The sequence below is a fragment of the Actinomarinicola tropica genome (assembly GCF_009650215.1).
Lineage (GTDB): Bacteria > Actinomycetota > Acidimicrobiia > Acidimicrobiales > SKKL01 > Actinomarinicola > Actinomarinicola tropica.
In genome coordinates this window covers 628,251-650,527 of record NZ_CP045851.1, presented here as the reverse complement: position 1 = coordinate 650,527, position 22,277 = coordinate 628,251, and the positions used below count along the sequence as shown (strand labels likewise).

The following is a 22,277-nucleotide window of genomic DNA, read 5'->3' as shown; positions in this document are numbered from 1 at the left end:
CGCATGGGTGCAGACCTCTTCCTCGGCGAGCTCATCGACCCCGCGGCGCACGAGCGGACCGGCGAGCGCCTCGACCACGACGCCGACGACCTGACCACCCACGGCGTGATCGTCGGCATGACCGGCTCGGGCAAGACCGGCCTCGGCGTGGTCCTCATCGAGGAGGCGCTGCGCAACGGCATCCCGACGCTGGTGCTCGACCCCAAGGGCGACATGACCAACCTCGCCCTGCGCTTCCCTGGCCTCACCCCCGACGAGTTCGCACCGTGGGTCCCCGAGGGGTCCGATCCGGCCGAGACGGCCACCTCGTGGGCCGACGGGCTCGCCTCCTGGGCGCTCGACGGCTCGCACGTGCAGGGGCTCGCCGACGCCTCCCGCGTGACCGTCTACACGCCCGGGTCGTCGGCAGGCGTGCCGCTCGACCTCATCGGCTCGTTGGCGGCACCCACCACCGACGACGCCGAGTCGATCGCCGCCGAGATCGAGGGGCTGATCAGCAGCCTCCTCTCGCTCGTCGGCATCACCGCCGACCCCCTCTCGTCGCGCGAGCACATCCTGCTCACCAACCTGGTGGCCAAGGCGTGGTCCGACGGGCAGAGCCTCGATCTCGGGATGCTCGTCCACCAGGTCCAGGATCCGCCCCTCCGCAAGCTGGGCGTGCTCGAGCTCGACACGTTCTACCCGGCGGCCGATCGCACCTCCCTGGCGCTGAAGCTGAACGGATTGCTGGCCTCGCCGTCGTTCGCCGCGTGGACCGAGGGCGTGCCCGTCGACATCGGCCGGATGCTGTCGACCGACGGAGGCGCCGTCTGCTCGGTGGTCTACCTCGCCCACCTCAGCGACGAGGAGCGGCAGTTCGTGGTGACGCTGCTGCTCACGAAGCTGGTGACCTGGATGCGCGGCCAGTCGGGGTCCCCCGGGCTGCGGGCGCTCGTCTACATGGACGAGGTGTTCGGGTTCGTCCCGCCGACCGCGATGCCGCCGGCGAAGCAGCCGATCCTCACCATCCTCAAGCAGGCCCGGGCCTACGGGGTGGGCATGGTCCTGTCGACGCAGAACCCCGTCGACCTCGACTACAAGGCGATCTCCAACGCCGGCGCCTGGATGATCGGTCGACTCCAGACCGAACGGGACGTGGGCCGGCTCGAGGAGGGTCTCGCCGCGAGCTCGGGCGAGGTGGACGTCGCCGCCCTGTCGGTCTCGATCGCCGGTCTCGGCAAGCGGGAGTTCGTCCTGCACACCACGAAGGGGTCGGCGCCGCGCACCTTCACCACGCGCTGGGCGCTCGACTACCTGGCCGGCCCGCTCACCAAGGCCCAGGTGTCGCAGCTCCCGGGCCAGCCGACGACGCCGGCGGCGTCGCCATCCCCGGTCACAGCGGCACCCGCCGACGCGCCGCCGGCCGTCGCCGACGCACCGACCGCCGCGTCGCCGTCCACCGCATCCCCGACCGCGGCGCTGGCCGAGGACGAGGTCGCCGTGGTTCCCCGCACCGCCGAGGGCACGCCCGTGCGGTGGGTCGACCCCGCCGCGCCGTGGCTCCCCGAGGTCGGAGGCGCGCCGACCTCGACCACCTACGTCGCCGGGATCGCGGCACGGGTGGAGCTGCTCTTCGACGAGACGAAGGCTGACCTCCGCCACGTCGAGGAGTACGAGCTGGTGACCGTCGGGCTCACCGACCCCTTCGAGGCCGACGAGGCCGTCGCCGTCGACTTCGACGACCGCGACCTGCGCGACGCCGCTCCCGAGGGCGCGACCTACGTCCTGCCCACCGCGCCGATCGACACGAAGCGCTACGTCGACGCCGCCACATCGGCGATCACTGCCCGCATCCACCGCGACAACACCCTGGCCCTGTCGGTCAACAAGGAGTTGAAGCTCTACTCCCGCCCCGGTGAGACGCACGAGGAGTTCCTCGCCCGGTGCCACGCCGCGGCCGACGAGGCCGCCGACGCCGAGACGGCCAAGCTCCGCGCCCGCCTCGAGTCGAAGATGTCGACGGTCCGCACGGCGATCGAGCGCGAGAACATCCGGGTCGAAGAGCTGCGGCAGAAGGCCGGGGACGCCAAGCAGCACGAGTGGATCTCCGGTGCCGGCGACCTGCTCGGCTCGCTCCTCGGTGGCCGCCGCTCCACCCGGTCCATGCTCGGCAAGGTGAAGGGCGCCTCGTCGCGGCGTCGGTCGGCCTCCACGGCCGAGGCGCGGGTCGAGGCTGCGCTCGCCAAGGTCGAGCAGAAGGAGATGGAGCTCGCCGAGCTCGAGTCCGAGCTCACCGACGCCATGGCCGACATCGCCGCGGAGTGGGACGCGACGGCCGAGCAGGTCGAGGAGATCGAGGTGGGTCTCGAGAAGGCCGACATCACGGTTCGCCAGCTCAGCGTGGTGTGGGTGCCGATCGAGCGCTGAGCGCCTCAGCCCGATCGTCGCTCGATACGCTGCTCGACGTGATCCACTCGATCTTCCTCTGATCCTCGGACGATCCCCGGGCCGCTGACGCGCCCCGGGTCGCGCCGCGCCCCGTCGTCGACGGGCCGCTCGTCCCTGGATCTCGTGGCCGCCGTCCGGCGTCGCCACCCCATGAGGAAGGACATCGACGTGATCGATGTGGATGTGCGAGCGCGAGCTCGCGCCCAGCTCGTCGCCACCGCGGTGAGCATCGAACGCGGCGGACGACCGGTGCTGGTGGACCTGAGCGTGTCGGTCACCCCCGGCACCAGACTCGGCGTCGTCGGCGAGAACGGCCGGGGCAAGTCGACGCTGTTGCACATCCTCTCGGGGTCGCTCCAGCCCGACGAGGGGTCGGTCACCCGGGTCGGCAGCCTCGGCCTCGCAGAGCAGGAGCTCGAGGTGAGCTCCTCACGGACGGTCGGCGAGCTGATCGACGTGGAGCTGGCCGACGCGCGCGCTGCGCTTCGGGCCCTGGAGGACGCCACCGTCGCGCTCTCGGAGGGCCGCGACGGGTCCGACGCCGCCTACGCTGCGGCGCTCGACGCGGCCACCGTGCTCGACGCGTGGGATGCCGACCGACGGGTCGATCTCGCCCTGGCCGAGCTCTCCGCGATCAGCGACCGGACGCGTCGGCTCTCGGAGATGTCCGTCGGTGAGCGCTACCGGGTGCGCCTCGCGTGCCTCCTCGGCGCCGACCACGACATCTTGCTGCTCGACGAACCCACGAACCACCTGGACCAGCACGGACTGGAGTTCCTCACCACGGCGCTGCGGGACCACGCCGGTGGTGTCGTCGTGGTGAGCCACGACCGAGCCCTGCTGCGCGACGTGGCGACGAAGATCCTCGACCTCGACCCGACCCGGGACGGGCGGGCCCGGGTCTACGGCGAGGGGTACGACGGCTACGTGACGGGTCGAGCGGCCGAGCTGCTGCGGTGGGAGCAGGAGTTCGAGCAGCACCGCGCCGAGGAGGCCCGCCTGGCCGACGGCCTCTCCGCAGCCCAGAACCGGTTGCGCTCCGGTTGGCGTCCGCCGAAGGGGACGGGGAAGCACCAGCGAGCGACGCGTGCACCCTCACTGGTGCGGGCGGTGAACCGGCGGCTCGACGACCTGGCGGACCACGCCGTCTCCAGACCGGTCGCGCCCCTGCGGTTCCACCTGCCGGAGCTCCCGGCGCTCCCCGGCACCACCGTCGTCCACGCCGATCGGGTCGCCGTGGAGGGCCGCCTCGACGGTCCGGTGACGGTCACCCTGGAGTCCGGCGGGCGGCTGCTCGTCACGGGCCCGAACGGTGCGGGGAAGTCGACGCTGCTCCACGTGCTCGCCGGGCGGCTCCGGCCGGAGGAGGGAACGATCTCGATCGCGCCCGCAGCACGCGTGGGCGTCGTCGCCCAGGAGTCGCCGTCGGTCGACACCCGTCGGGTCCACGACGTCTACGAGGGGCACCTGCACGAGCTGCGGTACCGCGGCATCGACGACACGGTCGCGCTCGCCTCGCTCGGTCTGCTGTCCTCCGCCGACGCGGGTCGACGGCTGGCGGAGCTCTCGATGGGCCAACAACGCCGGCTCGACCTCGCACTCGCCCTCGCGGGTCGCCCGCACCTCCTGCTCCTCGACGAGCCGACGAACCACCTGTCGATCGCCCTGGTCGACGAGCTGACCGAGGCGTTCGACGCCAGCGGCGCGGCGATCGTCGTCGTGACCCACGACCGCCAGCTCCGACGGGACCTGTCCGACTGGCCCGAGCTGGCCCTGGAGCGGCGATCGCCAGGCGCACCCACCCGGGCACAGCCTCACGACCACCGAGCCTCAAGGTCGGCCAGCGCGAGCTGTGGGCACCAGACTGCGTTGGTGGTCCACTCCGACGAGCCCTCCGCGCTCTTCCGCTTCGACGGCGAGCACCTCGTACCCACCGCTCTCTCGAAGGGGCCGTGGTACGAAGGGACGTTGCACGGCAGTCCGATGCTGGCCGCGATGGCGTGGGCGGCCGAGCGACATCCGAGCGACGTACCCCGCGAGGTCGTGCGCCTCACGGTCGACCTGATCCGCGCCGCTCCCCTGTCGCCCTTGCGGGTGGTCACCGAGACGCTGCACGCAGGGAAGAGCCTCGACGTCGTCGACGCACGACTGTTCGCCGGCGACGATCTGTGCGTGCGTGCCACGGCCCAGCGGATGCGCACGACCGAGCTGGAGGTCGAACCGGAACCCTCGGTGTCGGAGCCGCCGACGCCACCCGTCGACGACGACCTCGGCGAGCCGTTCTTCGGTCGCGACGACGGTGGCGAGACGGCGTTCCACCACGCGATCGACCTGTACGGCGACCCCAGCCACCCGGTGCCGCTGGCCTGGTTCCGCCTCAACGTGCCCGTGGTCGAGGGTGAGGTGACGTCGGGCTTCGTCACCATCGCCACGCTCTGCGACTGGACCTACGCCGTCCCGGTGGTCGCAGGACACCGGCACCACGGGGACGACTCGGATGCGGCCGATGGGCGCCGGACCTTCGGCATCGACACCGACACGACCGTGAGCTGCTTCCGGCCCCTCGTCGGCGAGTGGGTCGGCATCCGCACGCGATCGCTCGTCGGCGACCACGGTGCCGGGGTGAGCGGAGCCGAGCTGTTCGACGCGGCGGGGCCGCTGGGGTTCAGCTCCCAGAGCGTGCTCGTCCGAGGCGTCCAAGGTGCGCCGCTCACCATCAAGGAGACGCAGTAGCGGGTGTCGCTGGTGTCAGGCGTCGAGGCCGCCTGAGCGTCCGACGGCGGGCCGCCGCACGTGGGTGAGACGCCGTGCAAGAGTGGCGGCGTGCAGCGACGCACGAGGGTCCTCATCGCGGTGGTCGTCGGTGCTCCCGTCGGGTTCCTCGCCTTCGTGTTCGTGGCGATCCGGACGCGCTCACCGCGCATGCTGCGGCTGGTGCGACGGTTCAACCGCGCGTTCACGAACCGGGTGCAGCGGCGGTTCGCCGGGACGCCCGGCGCGGCCGCCTCCCTGATCCGACACGAGGGTCGCCGCTCCCGACGCGCCTACGCGACCCCGATCGGCGCGTTCGAGATCGAGGACGGCTTCGTCGTGACGCTGCCCTACGGCTCGACCGCCGATTGGGTGCAGAACGTGATGGCCGCCGGCTCCGCCGTGCTCGTCCACGAGGGCCGGACGGTACCGGTCGATCGCCCGGAGCTCATCCGCGTCGCCGAGGCACGAGACTGGTTCCCAGCGAGCGAGCAGCGCATCCACCGGCTCTTCCGGATCGAACACGGGCTGCGGCTGCACCGGGCACCGACCCGCGATGGAGCACCCCAGGGGATCTAGCTCTGCGGGGGAGTCGGTGACGGTCGCACGTTCCGGTTGTCGTCGACCTGGTGGCCCTCGGCTCGCAGGAGCGGGACCTGGATCGGTGCGAGGTTGCGGTAGACGCGGCCGTCGCTCGGCAGCACGCGCCACCACGGCAGGTCCGGGGCGGCACGGAGGACGTTCGCGACGGCCTGCCCGCTGCCGGGACGGCCGATCTGATCGGCGACGTCGCTGAACGTGACCAGCTCACCGGGTTCGAGCGCCTCGACGACGGCGACCACCGCCGCCTGGAACGGGGTCGGGCGGTGGTCGTCGGGCCACGGCCGGGCATCGGGATGCGGCGGTGGTGTCGCGTCGGTTCCCAACTGATCCGGTCCCCCCTCGGCTCCGACGGCATCACACCTCGGACGAGCCCGAGCATCGCAGACCACTGCGCCGGGGTCTCGGCACGCTGCGGACATCATCTGTCCGGAGCGGTTCGTACGTTGCGCCTCTCCTCGGCGACCGCCCAGGAGAGAGAGGCACGCAGTGTTCGATCCGATCGAGTTCCCAACGCCCACCATGGTCGCCCTCGACGACGTCGAGCTCGAGGTGTTCGAGGCCGGACGCGAGAACGCAGGACGACCGGTCGTCCTGTGCCACGGCTGGCCCGAGCACGCGTTCTCGTGGCGCCACCAGGTGCCCGCCCTCGTCGACGCCGGCTACCACGTCATCGTCCCGAACCAGCGGGGATACGGAAGATCCTCGCGTCCGAGCGATGTCACCGCCTACGACATCGAGCACCTGGCAGGCGACCTGGTCGGTCTGCTCGACCACTTCGGCTACGAGGACGCCACCTTCGTCGGTCACGACTGGGGCGCGATGGTCGTCTGGTGGACGGCGATCCTGCATCCGACCCGCGTCGGCCAGGTGGTCGCGCTGAGCATGGCGTACATGGAGCGCGGCGAGCAGCCCTGGGTGGACGCCATGGAGCAGATGCTCGGGAGCGACTTCTACTTCGTGGACTTCAACCGCCGGCCCGGCGTCGCCGATGCGGTGCTCGAGGCCCACACCGCTCGGTTCCTGCGGAACCTGTATCGGAGGAACCAGCCGCCTCCTGCGCCCGAGCCCGGGAACGCCATGGTGCACCTCGCGCTCGCGGACGAACCGCCCGGCGACCCCGTCATGAGCGACGACGAGCTGGCCGTGCTCACGTCCGCGTTCGAGACCTCCGGGTTCACCAGCAGCATCAACTGGTACCGCAACGTCGACCGCAACTGGCACCTGCTCGCCGACGTCGATCCGGTCGTCAGGCAACCCGCGCTGATGATCTACGGCGCTCGCGACGTCGTGGCGAGGAACGAGCGGATCGCCGAGCTCGTGCCGGACCTGACCGAGGTCGAGCTCGACTGCGGCCACTGGGTCATGGACGAGCTGCCGACGGAGACGAACCGGGCGATCCTGTCCTGGCTCGAGCAGCAGAGACTGTGACGACTCGAGCGCTCATGCCACCGGAGATCGGACGGGGACGTCGAACCCCGGCCGGTGCTCACCGTCCGCTGCGCCCATCGATGTCGGGGCCCGTGTGATGCCGAGACCCCAGGAGCGGCCCGCCCGTCGACGACGCCGTCTCCCGGCTGCTGGGTCGCCACCACTCCTCGAACTGGCGGCTGAGCGGACCGCCCGGATCCTCGGCCACGAGAGCCCGCGCGACATCGGCAGCGCTGGCCCCCGCGAAGAGGTCGGTGGTCGCTGCGAGGTGCCCCGCGAAACCGGACAGCTGCTCGGTCGCCGACCCTGCGCAGGGGCCGAGCCAGCGGACAGAGCCGTCAGACCGCAGCTCCATGCCAGCGACCCCGCCGTCCCGGTGCCCGAGGAGCAGCGTGCCGCCGCGTTCGACCACCCGAGGCGCCTCGCGCCCGAGGCTCTCCGTCGCGAGCCCACGTTCGAATCGCTCTCCGCGCAGGACCTGAGCGTCCTCGACGCGCACCATGAGAGCGCCCTCCGAGCGGAACGTCTCGAGGCGCCACTGCTCGACCTCGGAGAGCTCGCTGCCCTCCGGAGCGCCGACCTCGACCTCGGTCGCCTCCGCCCAGTCGTCGTAGTAGCCGATAGCCCCGCCGATCCACTCGTACTCGAGCTCGTCGCATTCGTCGGCGCACGAGCCCGACACCAACGCCACGGCCGTGATGGCCAGCACCATCCGAGCCAACCGCGCTACCCGACGAGATGCTCTCGTCGTGGGGGCCACGCCCCGGGACGAGCGTGAACGGCCACCGCATGCCCGCCGCACCAGACCCATGTCCCACCGCCCGCCTCGCCCTCGGCTGCGCTGTCGGCTCGCGAGAGTAGTGCCGAGATGCGGCGTTGTCGGCCGATCCCAGGACGCTCGGTGATGGCGTCGGCCACACCAACGGCCGAAGGAGTGAACCTGTGACCTTCGGGTTAGGAGGTGCTTGCGGGCCATGTCAGCCTGTGTCGTCCAACGCCGGATTGTGCCGTTGACCTGCGGTTTCGTGTGCCAGCCCGTCTCGCCGGGTCCCGTCAGAACCGCCTCATGACGGCCCGTCCGTTAGAAGATCCGTTAGAAGCCGGCCGTCAGCCGACCTGCTGTTCGAGCTCGTGCTCGACGGCGCGACGGATCCAGCTCGACACCGAGCGGTCGTCGGCTTCGGCGAGTCGGCGAACCTCCTCGAGGGTCTCGGGCGGGAATCGCACCGGCACCATCTCCGTCAGGTTCGAGCGCTTCCGCCGCCGAGCAGGACCCTGGGGCTCCTGGTTCTCGGGCTTGGCGTAGAACTCGTACTCCTCTTCTCGGGTCATCTTCTTCTTGGTCATCGGTCCTCCCGGTATCGGGTGACGAGGTGCGTGGCTGCGACGTAGCAGCCGATCGGTCGGCACTTGGTGGGGTCGTCGGAATCTGGTGGAGCGAGCGGCACGACCAGCACGTCGCCGGCGACCTCCACCACCATCAGCCAGTGCGCTGGCGGCTTCGCCGGGTAGAAGAGCGGGTCGGACTGCCACACCTCGTAGATGTCCTCGACCCCGAGCCTCGGATGTTTGAACAGGTGGGCGGCCTGGTCGTCGATCTCGAACGGGTCCTCGTCGTCGAGAAGATCGAGATCGAACGGTTCAGGCACACGAGCCAGTGTATTACAACCGGATACGTCCGCCTACCCTTCGACACCAGGTCGATCGCCGCCACTCCTGCTCCCCACGCGTTCGATCCAGCGGCCAGTTGCGCGCACCATCGCTGACGTGAAGACCGGCTCCGCCCGCCGCACCATCGACCTCGACGAGCGCACCGTCGACGCGTTGCGCTCATGGCGGCTCGTGCGAGAGCAGGAGGCGACGCTCGCCGGGCTGAAGGTGAGCGAGGACGAGACCGTCTTCGCCTGCCCCGATGGCAGCCTCACGCACCCCGACTACTTCAGCCAGGTCTTCGACCGTCACCTCGCCACGAGCGAGCTGCCGAGGATCCGGTTCCACGACCTCCGCCACACCCTCGCCACGATCCTGCTCAAGGCGGGCGTCCACGTGAAGGTCGTCAGCGAACGCCTCGGCCACAGCAGCCCCGCCTTCACCATGACCGTCTACCAGCACGTCATCCCCGGCATGTAAGCCGACGCCGCCAGGCTCTTCTGCGAGGCCCTCTACGGCGAGCGCGCCACTTGAAATCCACAGGCTCGATTTCAAGCATCCGCGCGCAACCTTGATCGCCGAGTCAGCGCCTGAACGGTTGCGAGAAGTTTCACCCCTGGAATTCAAGGTTCATGGCGCTAAGCTTGAGTCATGCAGATCGAGCGGTTCCGCGAGTCGCCTACCGGGAGGCTGGTGCCGATCACCGTCGAGGAGGCCGGCCACGAGGTCAACCACTTCGCCTTCGTCCCCAGCCCGCTGCCGTCCGATCTCCACCTCGGCCCCAAGACCTGGGGTGCAGCGATCGATGCCGCACACCACCTCGGCCGCTTGGATGCGCTGGCCAAGGAGCTCCTACCGAACCCCATGCTGGTCGCGCGGCCGACCATCCGCCGGGAGGCGGTCAGCACCTCGGCACTCGAGGGAACATTCGCGCCCGCCGCCGACGTCCTCAGCTCGGAGCTCGATGCCGACATCCCCCGGAGCCACGCCGTCACCGAGGTGTTGAACTTCATCCACGCCACCGAGCAAGGCATCGCGCGGATGAAGGTCCTGCCGATCAGCACGCGACTCGCGTGCGAGCTGCAGGAGACCCTGATCAGTGGCACGCCGAGCGAGGACTGGCAGACCGGAAAGGTCCGCCAGACACAGGTGCTCATCGGGCCCTACAAAGGCTGCAGCGTGCTCGAGGCGACCTACATCCCACCTCCGCCCGGAGACGAGCTCTCGAACGGCATGTCCGACTGGGAGAAGTGGATCCACACCGAGACGGATCTCCATCCCGTCATCCGCGTCGCCGCGGCTCACTACCAGTTCGAGGCGCTGCACCCGTTCACGGACGGGAACGGCCGGATCGGGCGCCTCATCGCCATCCTCCAGCTCATGGACTACGGGCTCCTCAGCGAGCCACTGATCAACCTCTCGCCGTACTTCGAGGCACAGTCAGACCGGTATCGCCACCTGCTGCGCGAGGTGAGCACGGTCGGGGCGTTCGACGCTTGGATCACCTACTTCTGCAACGCGCTCAGCGCGCAGGCGATGGATGCCGAGTCCCGCATCCGTGCCCTGCTGGCTTGGCGGGAGGATGCGCTGGCCACGCTGCGGGCCCGAGGGATGAAGGGAGTGGCCCTTGCCGTGACCGAGAAGCTCATCGAGTTCCCATCGCTGACCGTCAAGCACGTCTCGGACACCCACAACGTCAGTGTCCAGGCCGCCAACCACGCCGTCGGCCGGCTCACCGAAGCCGGCATCCTCGAAGAGGTCACCGGCCGCAGCTACAACCGCGTCTTCCAGGCGCCCGCCGTGCTGGACATCCTCTTCCGGCCTGCACCGACGCCCACCCGTTAGAAGATCCGTTAGAAGTCGGGCCCGGACAGCAGAAGGCCCGGTCGCTGGGACCGGGCCTGACCTGCGGTTTCGTTGGTGGCGGGGGCAGGATTTGAACCTGCGACCTTCGGGTTATGAGGTTTCCGATCGGGATCTCAGCCCGTACCAGCCAGTACCCGATAGTGCCCTTGAGCTGGGGTTTCTCCGATCAGTCTACGCCGGTCGTGTCAGTCCGTACACCCCTGTACCGGCCCGCACAGTAGAAGGAACGGTAGAAGCGTGCGGGCTGACTCGGGTACGCCATCGAGTCCAGCGGCCCCGCCGACGAACAGCCCGTCCGGCCGCCTGTCCCGGTTCCACGTGGCGGTCGGCAAGGCCATCTTCGGGTTCTGGATCCGAAGTGCCGGGGGTAGTGGCGCTCGAGGGGGTACCGGCACGCACGACCGTAGCGAGAGGAGCCAACATGCAGACCAAGAAGGACCACGAGGGGACCTCGTCAGCTGACGAGCAGAACACCCATGATCGACACGACGGGGATCAGTCCGACATGGAGCGGAAGATGTACCTGCGGTTCGCGGCGATGATCCTCACGTCGATGGTGCTGATGTACTTCGTGATGTTCGTCGGTTCGTGGGAGCTCAGCCACGTTCGCTTCAGCCAGAGCCGCATCTTCATGGCCGTCACCATGGGCGGGACCATGGGCCTGGTCATGCTCGCCTGGATGTTGAACATGTACCGCAACGTCAGGGGCAACATCGCCATCGTCGTCGTCAGCCTGCTGCTGCTCGGCGGGGGCATCGCTCTGGACCGCAGCCAGGCCACCGTCGACGACGTCTCGTTCATGCAGGCGATGATCCCGCACCACTCCCTCGCCATCACCCGATCCGAGCGCTTCGGCAACGACGATGTGCGGGTGTGCGAGCTGGCGGTCGAGATCAGCGAGGCGCAGCGTCGCGAGATCATGGAGATGGACTGGCTGATCGACGACATCAACGAGAACGGCGCTGCCACGACTCCTGCCGAGGCACAGGAGCGGGAGGTCCCGCAGTTCGACGTGTCGGCCGATCGGGAGTGCCCCACCGGCTGAGCGGGTGCTGACGCTACGGTCGTTACCGTGGTGACCTGGAGACCAATGGGCGGTTCGCTCCGAGCGATGGTGCTGCTGTGCGCAGTGCTCGCAGCGGTGCTCTCGTCGTGTTCGGATGAGACATCGTCGACCGTGGCATCTGGTTCGTCGGGCGAGGCTCTCTACCAGGAGTCGTGTGCGTCGTGTCACGGCAGCGACCTGCGCGGAACCGACCAAGGCCCGCCACACCTGTCGCAGGTGTACGCATCTGACCACCATCCCGATGCGTCGTTCCGTGCGGCGATCAGCCAGGGTTCGCGTGCACACCACTGGAACTTCGGCGACATGCCCCCGGTCGAGGGTCTCGATGATGACGAGATCGACCGGATCATCGCCTACGTGCGCGAGCAGCAGGAGATCCACGGCCTCGAGCCGTACCCGCCGTCCTGACGACGCTCGACCGCCGGGCCGGCTAGCCCCAGTGTCGGCGCGGGCGGGGCGGCGGTTACGTCAGGACCCGTGACGTCGGTGGTGTTGGACCATGACGGCGACGCAGACCCCGGCGGCGACGGCGCCGAGGGTGATCGCCGCCGCGGGACCGAGGGCGAGACCGAGCACCGCGGTCAGCACGATGATGAGCAGCATCGGCCCGACGCAGCACGCGGCGAGCGCAGTGAGGAGCTTTCGGTCGTCGGTGTCGGCGTGGGTGGGGCCGTGTCCGGTCATGACGCCACCGCCTCGGCAGATGGCCGCGGGGTCGCGTCGTCGGCGAGTGCCGGTGGGCGGAGCTCGACGCGGCGGAGGAGCTGGGCGTTGAGGGCCACGACGATGGTGGACACGCTCATCAGGATCGCGGCCACCGCCGGGGGCATGGTGATGCCGGCCCAGCCCAAGGCGCCGGCGGCGATGGGGATGGCGAGCACGTTGTACCCCGCGGCCCACCAGAGGTTCTGGAGGCTCTTGCGGTAGGCGGCCTTGGAGAGACGGATGATGCTGACCACGGCGCGGGGATCGGAGCTGGCGAGGATGAGCCCGGCCGATTCGATGGCGACGTCGGTGCCGGCGCCGATGGCGATGCCGACATCGGCGCGGGCGAGGGCGGGGGCGTCGTTGACGCCGTCGCCGACCATTGCCACCTTGAGGTGGCGGGCTTGGAGCTCGGCGACCTTTGCGTCTTTGTCCTCGGGGAGGACCTCGGCCATGACCTCGTCGATGCCGAGATCGGCGCCGACGGCGTCGGCGACCTGTCGGGCGTCGCCGGTGATCATCACGGTGCGCCGACCCATCGCCTGCAACTCGGCGACGGCGTGACGTGCCTCGGTCCGGATCTCGTCCTCGAGGGCGATGCCGCCGACAATCGCGTCGTCGCGGGTGAGGTAGAGGATCGAGGCGCCGCGGTCGCGCCACCGAGCGGACCACTCGGAGAGCTCGTCGGGCTCGGCGAGGGAACGCTGCCGCAGCAGGGCCGGCCCGCCGACCGCGTACGCGGTTCCGTCGATGGTGGCTTCCACGCCGCGCCCGGTGAGTGAGCGGAACTCGGTGGCGGTAGCGACCGCGCCGCGGTCTCGTGCGGCGGTGACGATGGCGCGGGCGAGGGGGTGTTCGCTGTCGGACTCGACGCCGCCGGCCGCAGCACCTCGTCCTCGGCGATCCCGGCGCCGGCCACGCCGACGACGGTGTGCGCGCCCGGAGCCGCCGCGATCACGGCAGTTGCGGCTGGCGACTGTGGTCGCAGGTGGTCGTGGCGGTGGGTCGCCCGGTGGTGCCGGGCGACCCACGTCGCCTACGGCTCCTCGACCACCAAGGTTCCTTCCATGCCGGCCTCGCGGTGGCCGGCGATGGTGCAGTAGTAGGTGTACTCACCTGGCTCGTCGACGCGGAGGCCGCCTTCGGCCGTCTCGCCGCGGTCCGCGGCCACGTGCACGTCGACGTCGTCGATGGTGAAGTCGTGGAGCAGATCGTCGGAGGTGAGGACGATCGCGACGTCCTCTCCGGCGGTGACAGTGATCTCGTCGGGGTCGAACTCGAAGGAGGTGGCGGCCACCTCGATGCGTCGGGCGCCGTCGGCCACCGGCGTCGACTCGTCGTGGTCGTCGTGGTCGTTCATCATCTCGTCATCCATGCCCCCGTCGGCCATGGACTCCATCGGGCGGTCAGCGCTGGGGTCGTCGTCACCACAGGCGGTGAGGACGAACCCGAGCGCGAGGACGGACAACAGGACAGCAATAAGGGGTCGGCGCATACGTGCGCTCCTTTCAACAGAATCAGATGACGCGGCGCGCGGGGGCGCACCGCCGGTTCAGGTGAAAGGGCGTCTCAACAGCGCATGACTGACAGCCGGACCCACGCCGGGTCGGGTGGCCGGGGCAGTTCGACCAGACCACGGACCCGCGTCGCGGCGGCAACCACAGAAGCCACGAAGCTCGCCTGGCGAAGCAGCCTGCGGGCGATCCCGATGCCGCCGATGGCGGTGACGATGGCGACGCAGGCCGCCATGACATGACCCGCGAGGCATTCGGCGCAGTGGTCGTGTTCGGCGGGGACAGAGTCGCGGTGGGGATGGTCAGGGACCACCAGCTCAGCGGCGGCCACCTCCGGCGAGTGCAGAGCACCGACGTGGGCGTCGAGGCCGTGCATCAACAAGAGCGCGCCGACCAGCAGCGGCAGGACCAGCAGCGGCAGGACCAGCAGCCAGGTCCAGCGGGGCAGGCGGGTCGGCATCACGATCGACCGTACCGCCCGAGCTGGCGCTCGGTCCGGTCACCGCGCCGGCGAGCGGTGGAGCTCATGACCGCAGCAGCCGATCGAAGGCGGTCATGGCCTCGTTGACCATGACATCCGGCGCTTCGGCGCCATCGCGTCCTTCGGCGTTCGTGACGCAGCGGGTCGCCGAGGCGCCGACGATTGGACCCGCGTTCATCGTCACGGTGCCCGACTGGCCCGCCGCACCTCCCCCCGACAGCGCGAGAGCCGGCGCCGTCACAGTGAACGCGACGGTCCCGTTCATCGTGTGGGTGTCATCGAGCGGATCGCCCACGACACGCGGTGGCGTCCCCCGGCGAGTGGGTGGGCAGGGGTGACGATCAGTGTGGAGCCGTCGCCCGCGGGTTCGACCGAGACGAGCGGAACGGCGTTCCCGTCGGGGCCCTCGATGGCGAACTGGTCCAGTGCCGGGTCCGCGTCGTTGGTGAAGGTCAGTCGGATCTGCTCTACGGGCTCCGCAACGGTCGAGACGTTCTGCGGGTCGCTGTCGGCGAGTTCGATGTGTGCCCACACCGGCGAGGAAGTGGCCACTATCACGACCCCTGCGATGACCATCGCTGCGACGGCGGCGACGCACCGCCCGGCGAAGGTGGTCCGCCCCAACGTCAAAGCCACGTCGGCGCGATCAGGAGTACGAAGCGAAGCCGCGCATTGTCGGTGCCCCTGGCTTCACTCCTCAGAGTGATGTCCCTGATGGTGCTTCCCACGGCGGTGGCGCTGGACCATCACTGCCCCACATACCAGGGCGGCAACGAGGCCAAGCGACACCGCAACGGCGGGACCGAGCGCGACCCCGATGACCGAGGTCAAGACGATGATCGCGAGCATCGGCACAACGCAGCAGAACGCGAGGGCGAGCAGCAGCGGTCGGTCGCTGCCTGCGTCTGGCTTCTCCTGTGGTCCGGTCACGGAGCCCGGGCCGCTCGACGGTGCGGGTGAGGTCACGACATCCTCTTTCTACGACAGTCTGTCGTAGACTATCGGGTTTGGGACGGCTCAGGCGCGGCAGGCGTGGACCAGGAACATGGCGAGGTGGTGGGCCTGTACTGATGATCCCGCCATCGTTGTCATGACGGTGGCGAACACCACTGCGGCGGGAAGCTCGACGCGTCGGGGACCAACGGGGTGCAGCAGCGCATCCACCCGGGCGCTGGTCCCCCGGCCGCTGAACGCCAGCGCCGGGCTGAGCTCGTCGTTGCTCGACATGAGCGCGACTCGTGCGATGGCCCGGGCGACGGTGCGCCGCGAGCCGAGGGCGGCCGCGGCGGTCTCGTCGGCCCAGCGTTCGGTCGCGAAGCGGACCTGGCGGGCGAGAGGGATGAGGAGGGGGAACGCAGCGGCGCACAGCTCCACGGTGTGCACGTAGCGGTGGTGGTGGAGCGTGAGGTGGGCGTTCTCATGGGCAAGCACGGCGGATCTCTCGTCGGGATCGAGGTGCCCGAGAAGCGTCGATCCGATCACTACACCCCCTGGCCGACCGGGCACGGCGAAGGCGATCGGCTCATGCGACTCGATGATCTCGAGTCCGTCGACCTTCGCGAACGGCGCGTGCTCGGCCCGGACCCGACCTCGGTAGCGGGACGCCCGCACCACAGCGGCAACCAGGAGGCCGCCGGCGACGGCGCCAGCCCAGGGGGCCGCGCCGTGGTCACCGGGGTACAGAGCCCGACACCAGCCGAAGGCATCAGACACGGCGTGGAGCTCCGAGGATGCCGCCAAGGTGACCAGGAGCAGCGCGGAGCCGACGCTGGCCGCCGCGAGTACGACGGCGGCGGTGAGGGCGCGCGCGCAAGCTGCGGGTGCGACGAACCGGGGGAGGAACCAGCCGGCGACGATCCCGCCGGTCGTGAGCATCAGCGGCGCGACGAGGAGGAGGTTCACCCGCCGGCCTCGCCGAGCAGGTCCCGAAGAGCGGCGGCCTCGCGCTTGTCGAGCCCGTCCACGAACCGGCTCATGGTCGCGGTCCGGTCAGACGCGGTCGCGAGGGCGGCACGCATCCGGCGGGCCGCCAGCTCGGACTCCGACACGACCGCCGAATAGGCGAAGGCACGACCCTGCTTGGTGCGCCCCGCGAGACCCTTGTCCCACAGTCTCACGAGGATCGTCATCACCGTCGTGTACGCCAGGTCCGTGTCCATCGCGGTGCGCACGTCCGCGGGGTCACGGGGCCGTCGGCGTGCCACAGCACGTCGAGTACCTCAGCCTCGAGGGCACCCATCGGTCGGCGCTCAGCCATGACGCGCACGTCTCATGCCCGAAGCCTAATCCGGTCGATCCAACGAGCCACGACAGCATGTCGTAGTCCTGGCAACTGCGTTGCGCCCGACCGACGTCATCCCGTCGAGGCTGGGTCGCCGGCGCGGTCGGACAATGGACCGGCCTCGCCCGGAGGACCTGACGGTAGCCGCAGTCGCTTGAGCATCAGGGCGTTGACCGCGACGAGGAAGCTCGAGCCCGACATCGAGAGGGCGGCGATCTCGGGGCGCAGCACGAGACCGAAAGCAGGTTCGAAGACGCCTGCGGCGATCGGAAGTGCGATCGCGTTGTAGCCGATGGCCCATCCGAGGTTCTGGCGCATCTTGCGGACCGTTCCGCGTCCGATCTGGAGAGCCACCGCCACGTCGAGAGGGTCGCTGCGCATGAGCACCAGGTCAGCGGTCTCGATGGCGACGTCTGTGCCGGCGCCGATGGCGATGCCGACGTCGGCCTGAGCGAGAGCCGGGGCATCGTTGACGCCGTCGCCGACCATGGCCACCTTCCTGCCTTGGGCTTGTAGCTCAGCCACCTTGGCCGACTTGTCGCCAGGGAGCACCTCGGCGATCACCGCCGTCACGCCCAGCAGCGATCCGATGCGCCGAGCGGTGGCCTCGTTGTCGCCGGTGAGCATGACCACCTCGGCACCGAGCCTTTGCAGCTCGGCGACCGCGGCACCTGCGGTCTCTCGGGGCGCGTCCGCCATCCCGACCAGGCCGGCGGCGCGGCCGTCGACCGCGACGACCACCGCTGTGCGGCCGCCTTCGGCGAGCTCCTCGCGGCGGGCGGCGAGCTCGCCGAGGTCGATGCTGTCGCGCTCCATGAGCCGTCGGTTGCCGACGACGACTCGCTGGCCGTCAACGGTGGCGAGGGCGCCGTGGCCGGGAACGCTGTCGAAGTCCTCGGCGCGCAGGACGAGCACACCGCGGCGTTCGGCTTCGGTGACGATCGCCTGGGCGAGAGGATGTTCGGACTCGCGCTCGACGGCGGCGACGAGTGCCAGCAGGCGGTCCTCGTCGATCCCGGTGGCGATGACATCGGTGACTTCGGGTTCGCCCTTGGTGAGGGTGCCGGTCTTGTCCATCACCACGGTGTCGATGTGTGCCGAGGCTTCCAGGGCCATCGCGTTCTTGAACAGCACGCCGCGGCGGGCGCCGAGACCGGTGCCGACCATGATCGCAGTGGGTGTCGCGAGGCCGAGGGCATCGGGGCACGTGATGACGACGACGGTGATGGCGAAGAGCATCGCCTCACTCACCGGTCTGCCCACCAGGACGCTCCACACCAGGAACGTGCCGGTGCCGCCGATCAGGGCGACGAACACCAGCCAGAACGCGGCGCGGTCGGCGAGGCGCTGGCCGGGTGCCTTGGAGTTCTGGGCCTCCTGCACGAGCTTGACGATCTGGGCGAGCGCCGTGTCGCTGCCGACCTTGGTGGCCCGTACTCGAAGCGTGCCAGTGGTGTTGAGCGTGGCACCGATGACGGCGTCACCGGGCGCCTTGTGGACCGGCAGGCTCTCGCCGGTGACCATCGACTCGTCGAGCTCGCTCTCGCCTTCCTCGACCGTGCCATCGACGGCCAGCTTGGCGCCCGGACGCACGAGGAGGAGGTCGCCGGCCTGCACTTCGGCGGTCGGCACATCTACGGTCTCGCCGCCTCGGATCACGGTGGCCATCGGTGGCGCGAGATCGAGCAGAGCTCGGATCGCCTCGTTGGCGCCACCGCGGGCGCGCATCTCGAACCAGTGGCCGAGCAGCACGAACGCGGACAGGACGGTGGCGGCTTCGTAGAAGACCTCGCCCCCGCCCGAGAGGGTGACGCCGAGCGAGTAGAGCCACCCGGCGCCCACCGCGACGGCGACGAGGACCATCATGTCGAGAGTTCGAGCCCGGAGCGCCCGGTAGGCGCCGTCGAAGAAGATCCACGCCGACCAGAACACCACAGGCAGGCTCAACAGGAGCATGAAGACGTCATCGCGCAGCCCGAACGGCGCGGCGACGTCGAAGCCGAGTACGTCGCGGCCGATCGGTGACCACAACAGGATCGGGATCGAGAACGCCGCTGCGACCAGGAAGCGGCGGCGCATGTCGGCGACCATGTCAGCCATCGACATGCCGCCGTGGCCGCCGTGGCCCATGGCGTCGTGGGGCGACCGCACTCCTTCTGCGGCGCCCTGGCCGTCGCCGACAGGCTCCCGGTGCTCGTGGCTGGTGTGGGCCTCCTGCCCAGGATGCGCGGCGGCGGTTCGCAGTGCATCCCCCGGCTCTTCCATCGGGTGGCAGACGTGGCCGGGAACTGAACGCCCGGCACAGTGGTAGCCGCAGTCCTCGATCCAGCGGCGCAGCGCGGCCACGCTGGTGGCGGAGGGATCGTACGTGACCGTCGCCGTTTGCGAGACCGGGTTGGCGTCGATGCGGTAGACCCCGTCGAGCCGGCCGAGGGTGGCTTCGACGACCGACTTCTCCGACGCCCAGTGCAGGCCCTTCACCTCGAGGACGGCCGTCGCCGTCGCGGCGGTGCTGTGGTCGGGGCGGTGATCGTCGTGCTGGCTGGCGGACCTCACTGAGTCCTCCTGAGATGGGTCGCGTGTGTCATGCCGATCGTCGCGCGACTCCGCTGGCGGGGCATCCGGGGCGGACACGGACTGACGCTTGCGGCTTCGCCCCGGTGGCCGTCAACCCCTGGTCGCCGATACGGGGTCCGCTCCGGTCAGACGATGACCGAAGGGCGTAGGTAGCGCGCCGCAGGCCGCTCGGTAGTGCCCGCGGATGACTCCTCGGCGTCAGGCGACCACGATGGCAGAAGAGGAGGCTCTTCATGACTGAGTTGATGACCCTTGACGGCGGTGTGGCAGCCGGGAGCCATCGGTGAGCCGACAAGCGCGCCCCGTCGGCGTCGGACGTACCGGTGGCGAGGAGCGTCCGGGCGCAACGCCCGACCCACGTCCCGCGGCGGCCCGGCTCGAAGCGATCGGCGTCACGAAGTCCTACCGGCGCGGTGTCTGGCCTCGAACCCGAGTCCTGCCCGTCTTGCGGGGCGCTGATCTCGCCGTTCACGCGGGCGAGATCGTGGGTCTTGTCGGAGAGAACGGGTCCGGCAAGAGCACGCTGATGAAGATCCTCGTCGGCGCGCTCGCCGCGGACGCCGGTGAGATCCGCGTTGGCGGCCGGATCGGGTACTGCCCACAGGACCCCGTCCTGTATGACCGGCTCACCTGCGACGAGCACCTCGAGCTGTTCGGTGTCGCCTACGGCATGGACGCCGACACCATCGCCGAATCCGCCGACGGGCTGTACGCCACCCTCGGCTTCGGGAACTGGCGGTCGAGCCGAGTCGAGGAGCTCTCCGGCGGCACCCGAGCCAAGCTCAACCTCAGCGTCGCGCTTCTGGCGGACCCAGAGATCCTGCTGCTCGACGAGCCCTACGCCGGGTTCGACTGGGACACCTACCAGCGGTTCTGGGCACTGGCGGCCGAGCGGCGCTCAGCGGGACGCAGCGTGCTCGTCATCAGCCACTTCGTCACCGACCGGGAGCGGTTCGACCGCATCGTCGAGCTGCGCGACGGACAGACCAGCTCGCCATGACCGGACTCGGAGTGCTCGTCGCCCGCCGGGCGCTCGTCGACTACGCCCGTCGGCCCCTCAACCTCGTGCTCCTCGTCGCCGTACCGGTCGTGCTGGTGTTCGTCTGGGGTGGCTCGCTCGCCGACCTCTCGGCGCTCATGGGCGGCACCGCCGATCCGGTCCAGCTCGAAGCCGCCACCGCCGGGTGGGCCGCGGCGGCACTCGCGGGACTCGGCGGCCTGTTCCAGATCACCGGCGCTCGGACCGCCGATCGCCGCCTCGCCGCCGCCAGTGCCCATCCAGCACCCGTCGTGGCCGGCCGCGTCGCCGCCTGCCTCGCGCTGGCGGGGCTGGCGGCGGCTGGTGGGCTCATCGCGCTGGCGGTCCGCACCGGCATCAACGACCCCGTCCGCGCGGTCGTCGGCACGGTGGTGGTGGCGACCATCTACGTCGCCATCGGCGTCCTGGTCGGCAGCGCGGTCCGCTCCGACATGAACGGCGCCCTGCTCGTCACCCTCGCCTGGATCCTCGACGTGTTCCTCGGCCCCGCCTTCGGCGGCGGCACCTCCGCGCTCACCCGCGTCTTTCCTCTCCACTTCCCCCAGCTGCTGCTCACCAGCCAGGTCACGGGCCACGGCGGGCCCGTTGGCGACCTGGCGTGGTCGTTGCTGTGGGCTGTCGGCCTCGGCGGCTTCGCCGTCCTCCGGCTGCTCGCCGTGACGGCGACGGCGCGGCGACCGGTCGCGGGTGTGCCCGGCCGGACTGCGCGCGCCTCGGACCTGCGTGCGGCGCCGGCCCCGATCGAGGCCGGGGCGCCTGCCGCCCGGAGCGCTCCGGTGGCGTGGCGACCACGGGCGGGGAAGCCGCTGGGGGCCGCGGTGCGCGCGGGTGTCCGTGACTACCGCCGCAACCGGGTGCTCTGGGCGCTCCTGGTCGGCGTCCCCGCCGTCTTCATCGGCTTGGCCATCCTGGTCACCGTCGACACGCCGGGACCAGTGGAGGTCGTCGAGGGGGGGCGCCGCTACACGGCGATGCTGTCCGAGCGTCGCATGCACGCCGCGACCATGGTCCCGGTCACCGCCGCCTTCCTGGCCGGGCTCGCCGGGCTGTTCGTCGCCACCGGCACGACCGACGGTGATCGTCGACTGGTGCTCGCCGGCCTCCGCACGGGCCACGTCCTCGGCGCCCGGTTGGCCGTGATCGCGCTGGCCACGGTCGTCACCACGGGCGCCGCCGTGGCCGTCTCCGGGGCCTGGTACCCGCCCCGGCAGTGGGTCGTCTTCGCGGGCGCCAACCTCCTCATCGCCGCCACCTACGCCATGATCGGCCTCGTCCTCGGTCCGCTCACCGGGCGCCTCGGCGGGCTCTACCTCGTCCTTCTGCTGGCCTTCATCGACGTCGGCCTCGGCCAGACCGTGATGCTCCCTGGTGGCGCCCCCGCCTGGGGCGCCTATCTGCCCGGACGCGGTGCCTCGAGGATGCTCATTGACGGCGCCTTCACCGGACGCTTCGACCAGGCCGAGGGCCTCCTGCTCGGCGCCGCGTGGCTCGCCGTCAGCGCCACGGTGGCGGCCGCCGTGTTCTGGCGGCGCACAGGGAGGGCGGTCGCGGCATGACGCGATCCCCACGCGCATCGGTACCCGACCGCAGCGGGGTTCCGTAGCTGCGCCGGATTCCCCATCGACGCAGGCGGCGCACGATGACGATGTCAGCTTCGACCAGAGAGGTGCACACCATGCACGACCACGGGACCCACACCAAGCTCATCCTCGCCGCAGTTGTCGGCTTCGCCGTTCTCGCTGTGCTCGGCGTCCCCGTCCTCTCCTACCTGCCGTTGCTCGCGATCCTGGCGATCTGCCCGCTCATGATGATGTTCATGATGTGGCGCATGGGCCAGGACAGCGACACCACTCGCGAGGACCGACCCGCGGCGCACCGACACTGACCGC

Annotated in this window: 24 protein-coding genes and 1 pseudogene; 12 read left to right on the top strand and 13 right to left on the bottom strand. The window is 70.3% G+C overall.

From position 1 onward, the window contains the following. The first annotated feature begins 3 nt into the window (after nucleotides 1-3). From GH723_RS03285 to GH723_RS03275, 4 genes and pseudogenes are all read left to right on the top strand, one after another. Nucleotides 4-2,406, top strand: a complete 2,403-nt coding sequence (locus tag GH723_RS03285) for an ATP-binding protein (RefSeq protein ID WP_153758308.1) — start codon at nucleotides 4-6, stop codon at nucleotides 2,404-2,406. 171 nt (nucleotides 2,407-2,577) lie between these two features. Further along, nucleotides 2,578-4,218 (top strand): annotated as a pseudogene (locus GH723_RS19195) (ABC-F family ATP-binding cassette domain-containing protein); the annotation flags it as partial. Between the two features lie 81 nt (nucleotides 4,219-4,299). Beyond that, nucleotides 4,300-5,160, top strand: a complete 861-nt coding sequence (locus tag GH723_RS19190; RefSeq protein ID WP_407650260.1) for a thioesterase family protein — start codon at nucleotides 4,300-4,302, stop codon at nucleotides 5,158-5,160. A 90-nt stretch (nucleotides 5,161-5,250) separates the two neighbouring features. Beyond that, a complete protein-coding gene (locus GH723_RS03275; RefSeq protein WP_153758306.1) occupies nucleotides 5,251-5,757 on the top strand; it encodes a PNPOx family protein in 507 nt (168 codons plus the stop codon). On the opposite strand, the gene GH723_RS18420 is transcribed toward GH723_RS03275, so the two are convergent. Further along, nucleotides 5,754-6,104 carry an MGMT family protein gene (locus tag GH723_RS18420; protein ID WP_195210498.1) on the bottom strand — a complete coding sequence of 117 codons (351 nt, stop codon included), beginning with the start codon at nucleotides 6,102-6,104 and terminating at the stop codon, nucleotides 5,754-5,756. The two genes, GH723_RS03275 and GH723_RS18420, sit on opposite strands and share 4 nt — an antisense overlap. Before the next feature lie 163 nt (nucleotides 6,105-6,267). Between GH723_RS18420 and GH723_RS03265 the strand changes: the two genes are divergently transcribed. Further along, nucleotides 6,268-7,209, top strand: coding sequence for an alpha/beta fold hydrolase (locus tag GH723_RS03265; protein ID WP_324248594.1), 942 nt, complete (start codon nucleotides 6,268-6,270; stop codon nucleotides 7,207-7,209). Between the two features lie 58 nt (nucleotides 7,210-7,267). Here GH723_RS03265 and GH723_RS03260 read toward each other — a convergent pair whose 3' ends face one another. The 3 genes from GH723_RS03260 to GH723_RS03250 form a co-directional block, all read right to left on the bottom strand. After that, on the bottom strand, nucleotides 7,268-7,921 hold the full coding sequence (locus GH723_RS03260) for a hypothetical protein (protein WP_153758303.1): 654 nt from the start codon (nucleotides 7,919-7,921) through the stop codon (nucleotides 7,268-7,270). A gap of 395 nt (nucleotides 7,922-8,316) precedes the next feature. Further along, on the bottom strand, nucleotides 8,317-8,556 hold the full coding sequence (locus tag GH723_RS03255) for a YlcI/YnfO family protein (RefSeq protein WP_153758302.1): 240 nt from the start codon (nucleotides 8,554-8,556) through the stop codon (nucleotides 8,317-8,319). Next, nucleotides 8,553-8,858 carry a hypothetical protein gene (locus GH723_RS03250; RefSeq protein ID WP_153758301.1) on the bottom strand — a complete coding sequence of 102 codons (306 nt, stop codon included), beginning with the start codon at nucleotides 8,856-8,858 and terminating at the stop codon, nucleotides 8,553-8,555. The genes GH723_RS03255 and GH723_RS03250 overlap by 4 nt, the downstream gene beginning before the upstream one ends. A gap of 118 nt (nucleotides 8,859-8,976) precedes the next feature. Here GH723_RS03250 and GH723_RS18415 point away from each other — a divergent pair, with 118 nt between their 5' ends. The 4 genes from GH723_RS18415 to GH723_RS03230 all read left to right on the top strand — a co-directional run bounded on the left by GH723_RS18415 (nucleotide 8,977) and on the right by GH723_RS03230 (nucleotide 12,199). Beyond that, a complete protein-coding gene (locus GH723_RS18415) occupies nucleotides 8,977-9,339 on the top strand; it encodes a site-specific integrase (RefSeq protein WP_195210497.1) in 363 nt (120 codons plus the stop codon). Nucleotides 9,340-9,510: 171 nt separating this feature from the next. After that, nucleotides 9,511-10,704: a Fic family protein gene (locus GH723_RS03240; protein ID WP_153758299.1), complete on the top strand. Its 1,194-nt coding sequence runs from the start codon at nucleotides 9,511-9,513 to the stop codon at nucleotides 10,702-10,704. 442 nt (nucleotides 10,705-11,146) lie between these two features. Beyond that, nucleotides 11,147-11,770 (top strand): DUF305 domain-containing protein, encoded by a 624-nt coding sequence (locus GH723_RS03235; RefSeq protein ID WP_229023011.1) that lies wholly within the window; start codon nucleotides 11,147-11,149, stop codon nucleotides 11,768-11,770. 66 nt (nucleotides 11,771-11,836) lie between these two features. Further along, on the top strand, nucleotides 11,837-12,199 hold the full coding sequence (locus GH723_RS03230) for a c-type cytochrome (RefSeq protein WP_195210496.1): 363 nt from the start codon (nucleotides 11,837-11,839) through the stop codon (nucleotides 12,197-12,199). Nucleotides 12,200-12,259: 60 nt separating this feature from the next. Here GH723_RS03230 and GH723_RS03225 read toward each other — a convergent pair whose 3' ends face one another. From GH723_RS03225 to GH723_RS03185, 9 genes are all read right to left on the bottom strand, one after another. Then, nucleotides 12,260-12,475 (bottom strand): hypothetical protein, encoded by a 216-nt coding sequence (locus tag GH723_RS03225; protein WP_153758297.1) that lies wholly within the window; start codon nucleotides 12,473-12,475, stop codon nucleotides 12,260-12,262. Continuing rightward, nucleotides 12,472-13,527: an HAD-IC family P-type ATPase gene (locus GH723_RS03220; protein WP_229023010.1), complete on the bottom strand. Its 1,056-nt coding sequence runs from the start codon at nucleotides 13,525-13,527 to the stop codon at nucleotides 12,472-12,474. The genes GH723_RS03225 and GH723_RS03220 overlap by 4 nt, the downstream gene beginning before the upstream one ends. A gap of 5 nt (nucleotides 13,528-13,532) precedes the next feature. Continuing rightward, nucleotides 13,533-13,991, bottom strand: a complete 459-nt coding sequence (locus GH723_RS03215) for a cupredoxin domain-containing protein (RefSeq protein WP_153758295.1) — start codon at nucleotides 13,989-13,991, stop codon at nucleotides 13,533-13,535. A 74-nt stretch (nucleotides 13,992-14,065) separates the two neighbouring features. Continuing rightward, nucleotides 14,066-14,470 (bottom strand): hypothetical protein, encoded by a 405-nt coding sequence (locus GH723_RS03210; RefSeq protein ID WP_153758294.1) that lies wholly within the window; start codon nucleotides 14,468-14,470, stop codon nucleotides 14,066-14,068. 64 nt (nucleotides 14,471-14,534) lie between these two features. Continuing rightward, complete coding sequence (locus GH723_RS03205; RefSeq protein WP_229023009.1) at nucleotides 14,535-14,786, bottom strand: hypothetical protein; 252 nt, start codon at nucleotides 14,784-14,786, stop codon at nucleotides 14,535-14,537. Continuing rightward, nucleotides 14,753-15,127, bottom strand: a complete 375-nt coding sequence (locus GH723_RS03200) for a copper resistance CopC family protein (RefSeq protein WP_153758292.1) — start codon at nucleotides 15,125-15,127, stop codon at nucleotides 14,753-14,755. The genes GH723_RS03205 and GH723_RS03200 overlap by 34 nt, the downstream gene beginning before the upstream one ends. Nucleotides 15,128-15,508: 381 nt before the next feature. Next, nucleotides 15,509-16,393, bottom strand: coding sequence for a M56 family metallopeptidase (locus tag GH723_RS03195; protein WP_153758291.1), 885 nt, complete (start codon nucleotides 16,391-16,393; stop codon nucleotides 15,509-15,511). Continuing rightward, on the bottom strand, nucleotides 16,390-16,650 hold the full coding sequence (locus GH723_RS03190; protein WP_229023008.1) for a BlaI/MecI/CopY family transcriptional regulator: 261 nt from the start codon (nucleotides 16,648-16,650) through the stop codon (nucleotides 16,390-16,392). Before GH723_RS03190 ends, GH723_RS03195 begins: the two co-directional genes overlap by 4 nt. A 194-nt stretch (nucleotides 16,651-16,844) precedes the next feature. Next, nucleotides 16,845-19,328: a heavy metal translocating P-type ATPase gene (locus GH723_RS03185; protein ID WP_153758290.1), complete on the bottom strand. Its 2,484-nt coding sequence runs from the start codon at nucleotides 19,326-19,328 to the stop codon at nucleotides 16,845-16,847. 304 nt (nucleotides 19,329-19,632) lie between these two features. Between GH723_RS03185 and GH723_RS03180 the strand changes: the two genes are divergently transcribed. The 3 genes from GH723_RS03180 (at nucleotide 19,633) to GH723_RS03170 (ending at nucleotide 22,273) form a co-directional block, all read left to right on the top strand. Then, nucleotides 19,633-20,349, top strand: coding sequence for an ABC transporter ATP-binding protein (locus GH723_RS03180; protein ID WP_153758289.1), 717 nt, complete (start codon nucleotides 19,633-19,635; stop codon nucleotides 20,347-20,349). Beyond that, entirely contained in the window at nucleotides 20,346-21,944 is a 1,599-nt protein-coding gene (locus GH723_RS03175) for an ABC transporter permease (protein WP_153758288.1), read from the top strand. The genes GH723_RS03180 and GH723_RS03175 overlap by 4 nt, the downstream gene beginning before the upstream one ends. A 119-nt stretch (nucleotides 21,945-22,063) precedes the next feature. Further along, nucleotides 22,064-22,273, top strand: a complete 210-nt coding sequence (locus GH723_RS03170) for a DUF2933 domain-containing protein (RefSeq protein WP_195210495.1) — start codon at nucleotides 22,064-22,066, stop codon at nucleotides 22,271-22,273. Nucleotides 22,274-22,277: the final 4 nt, after the last annotated feature.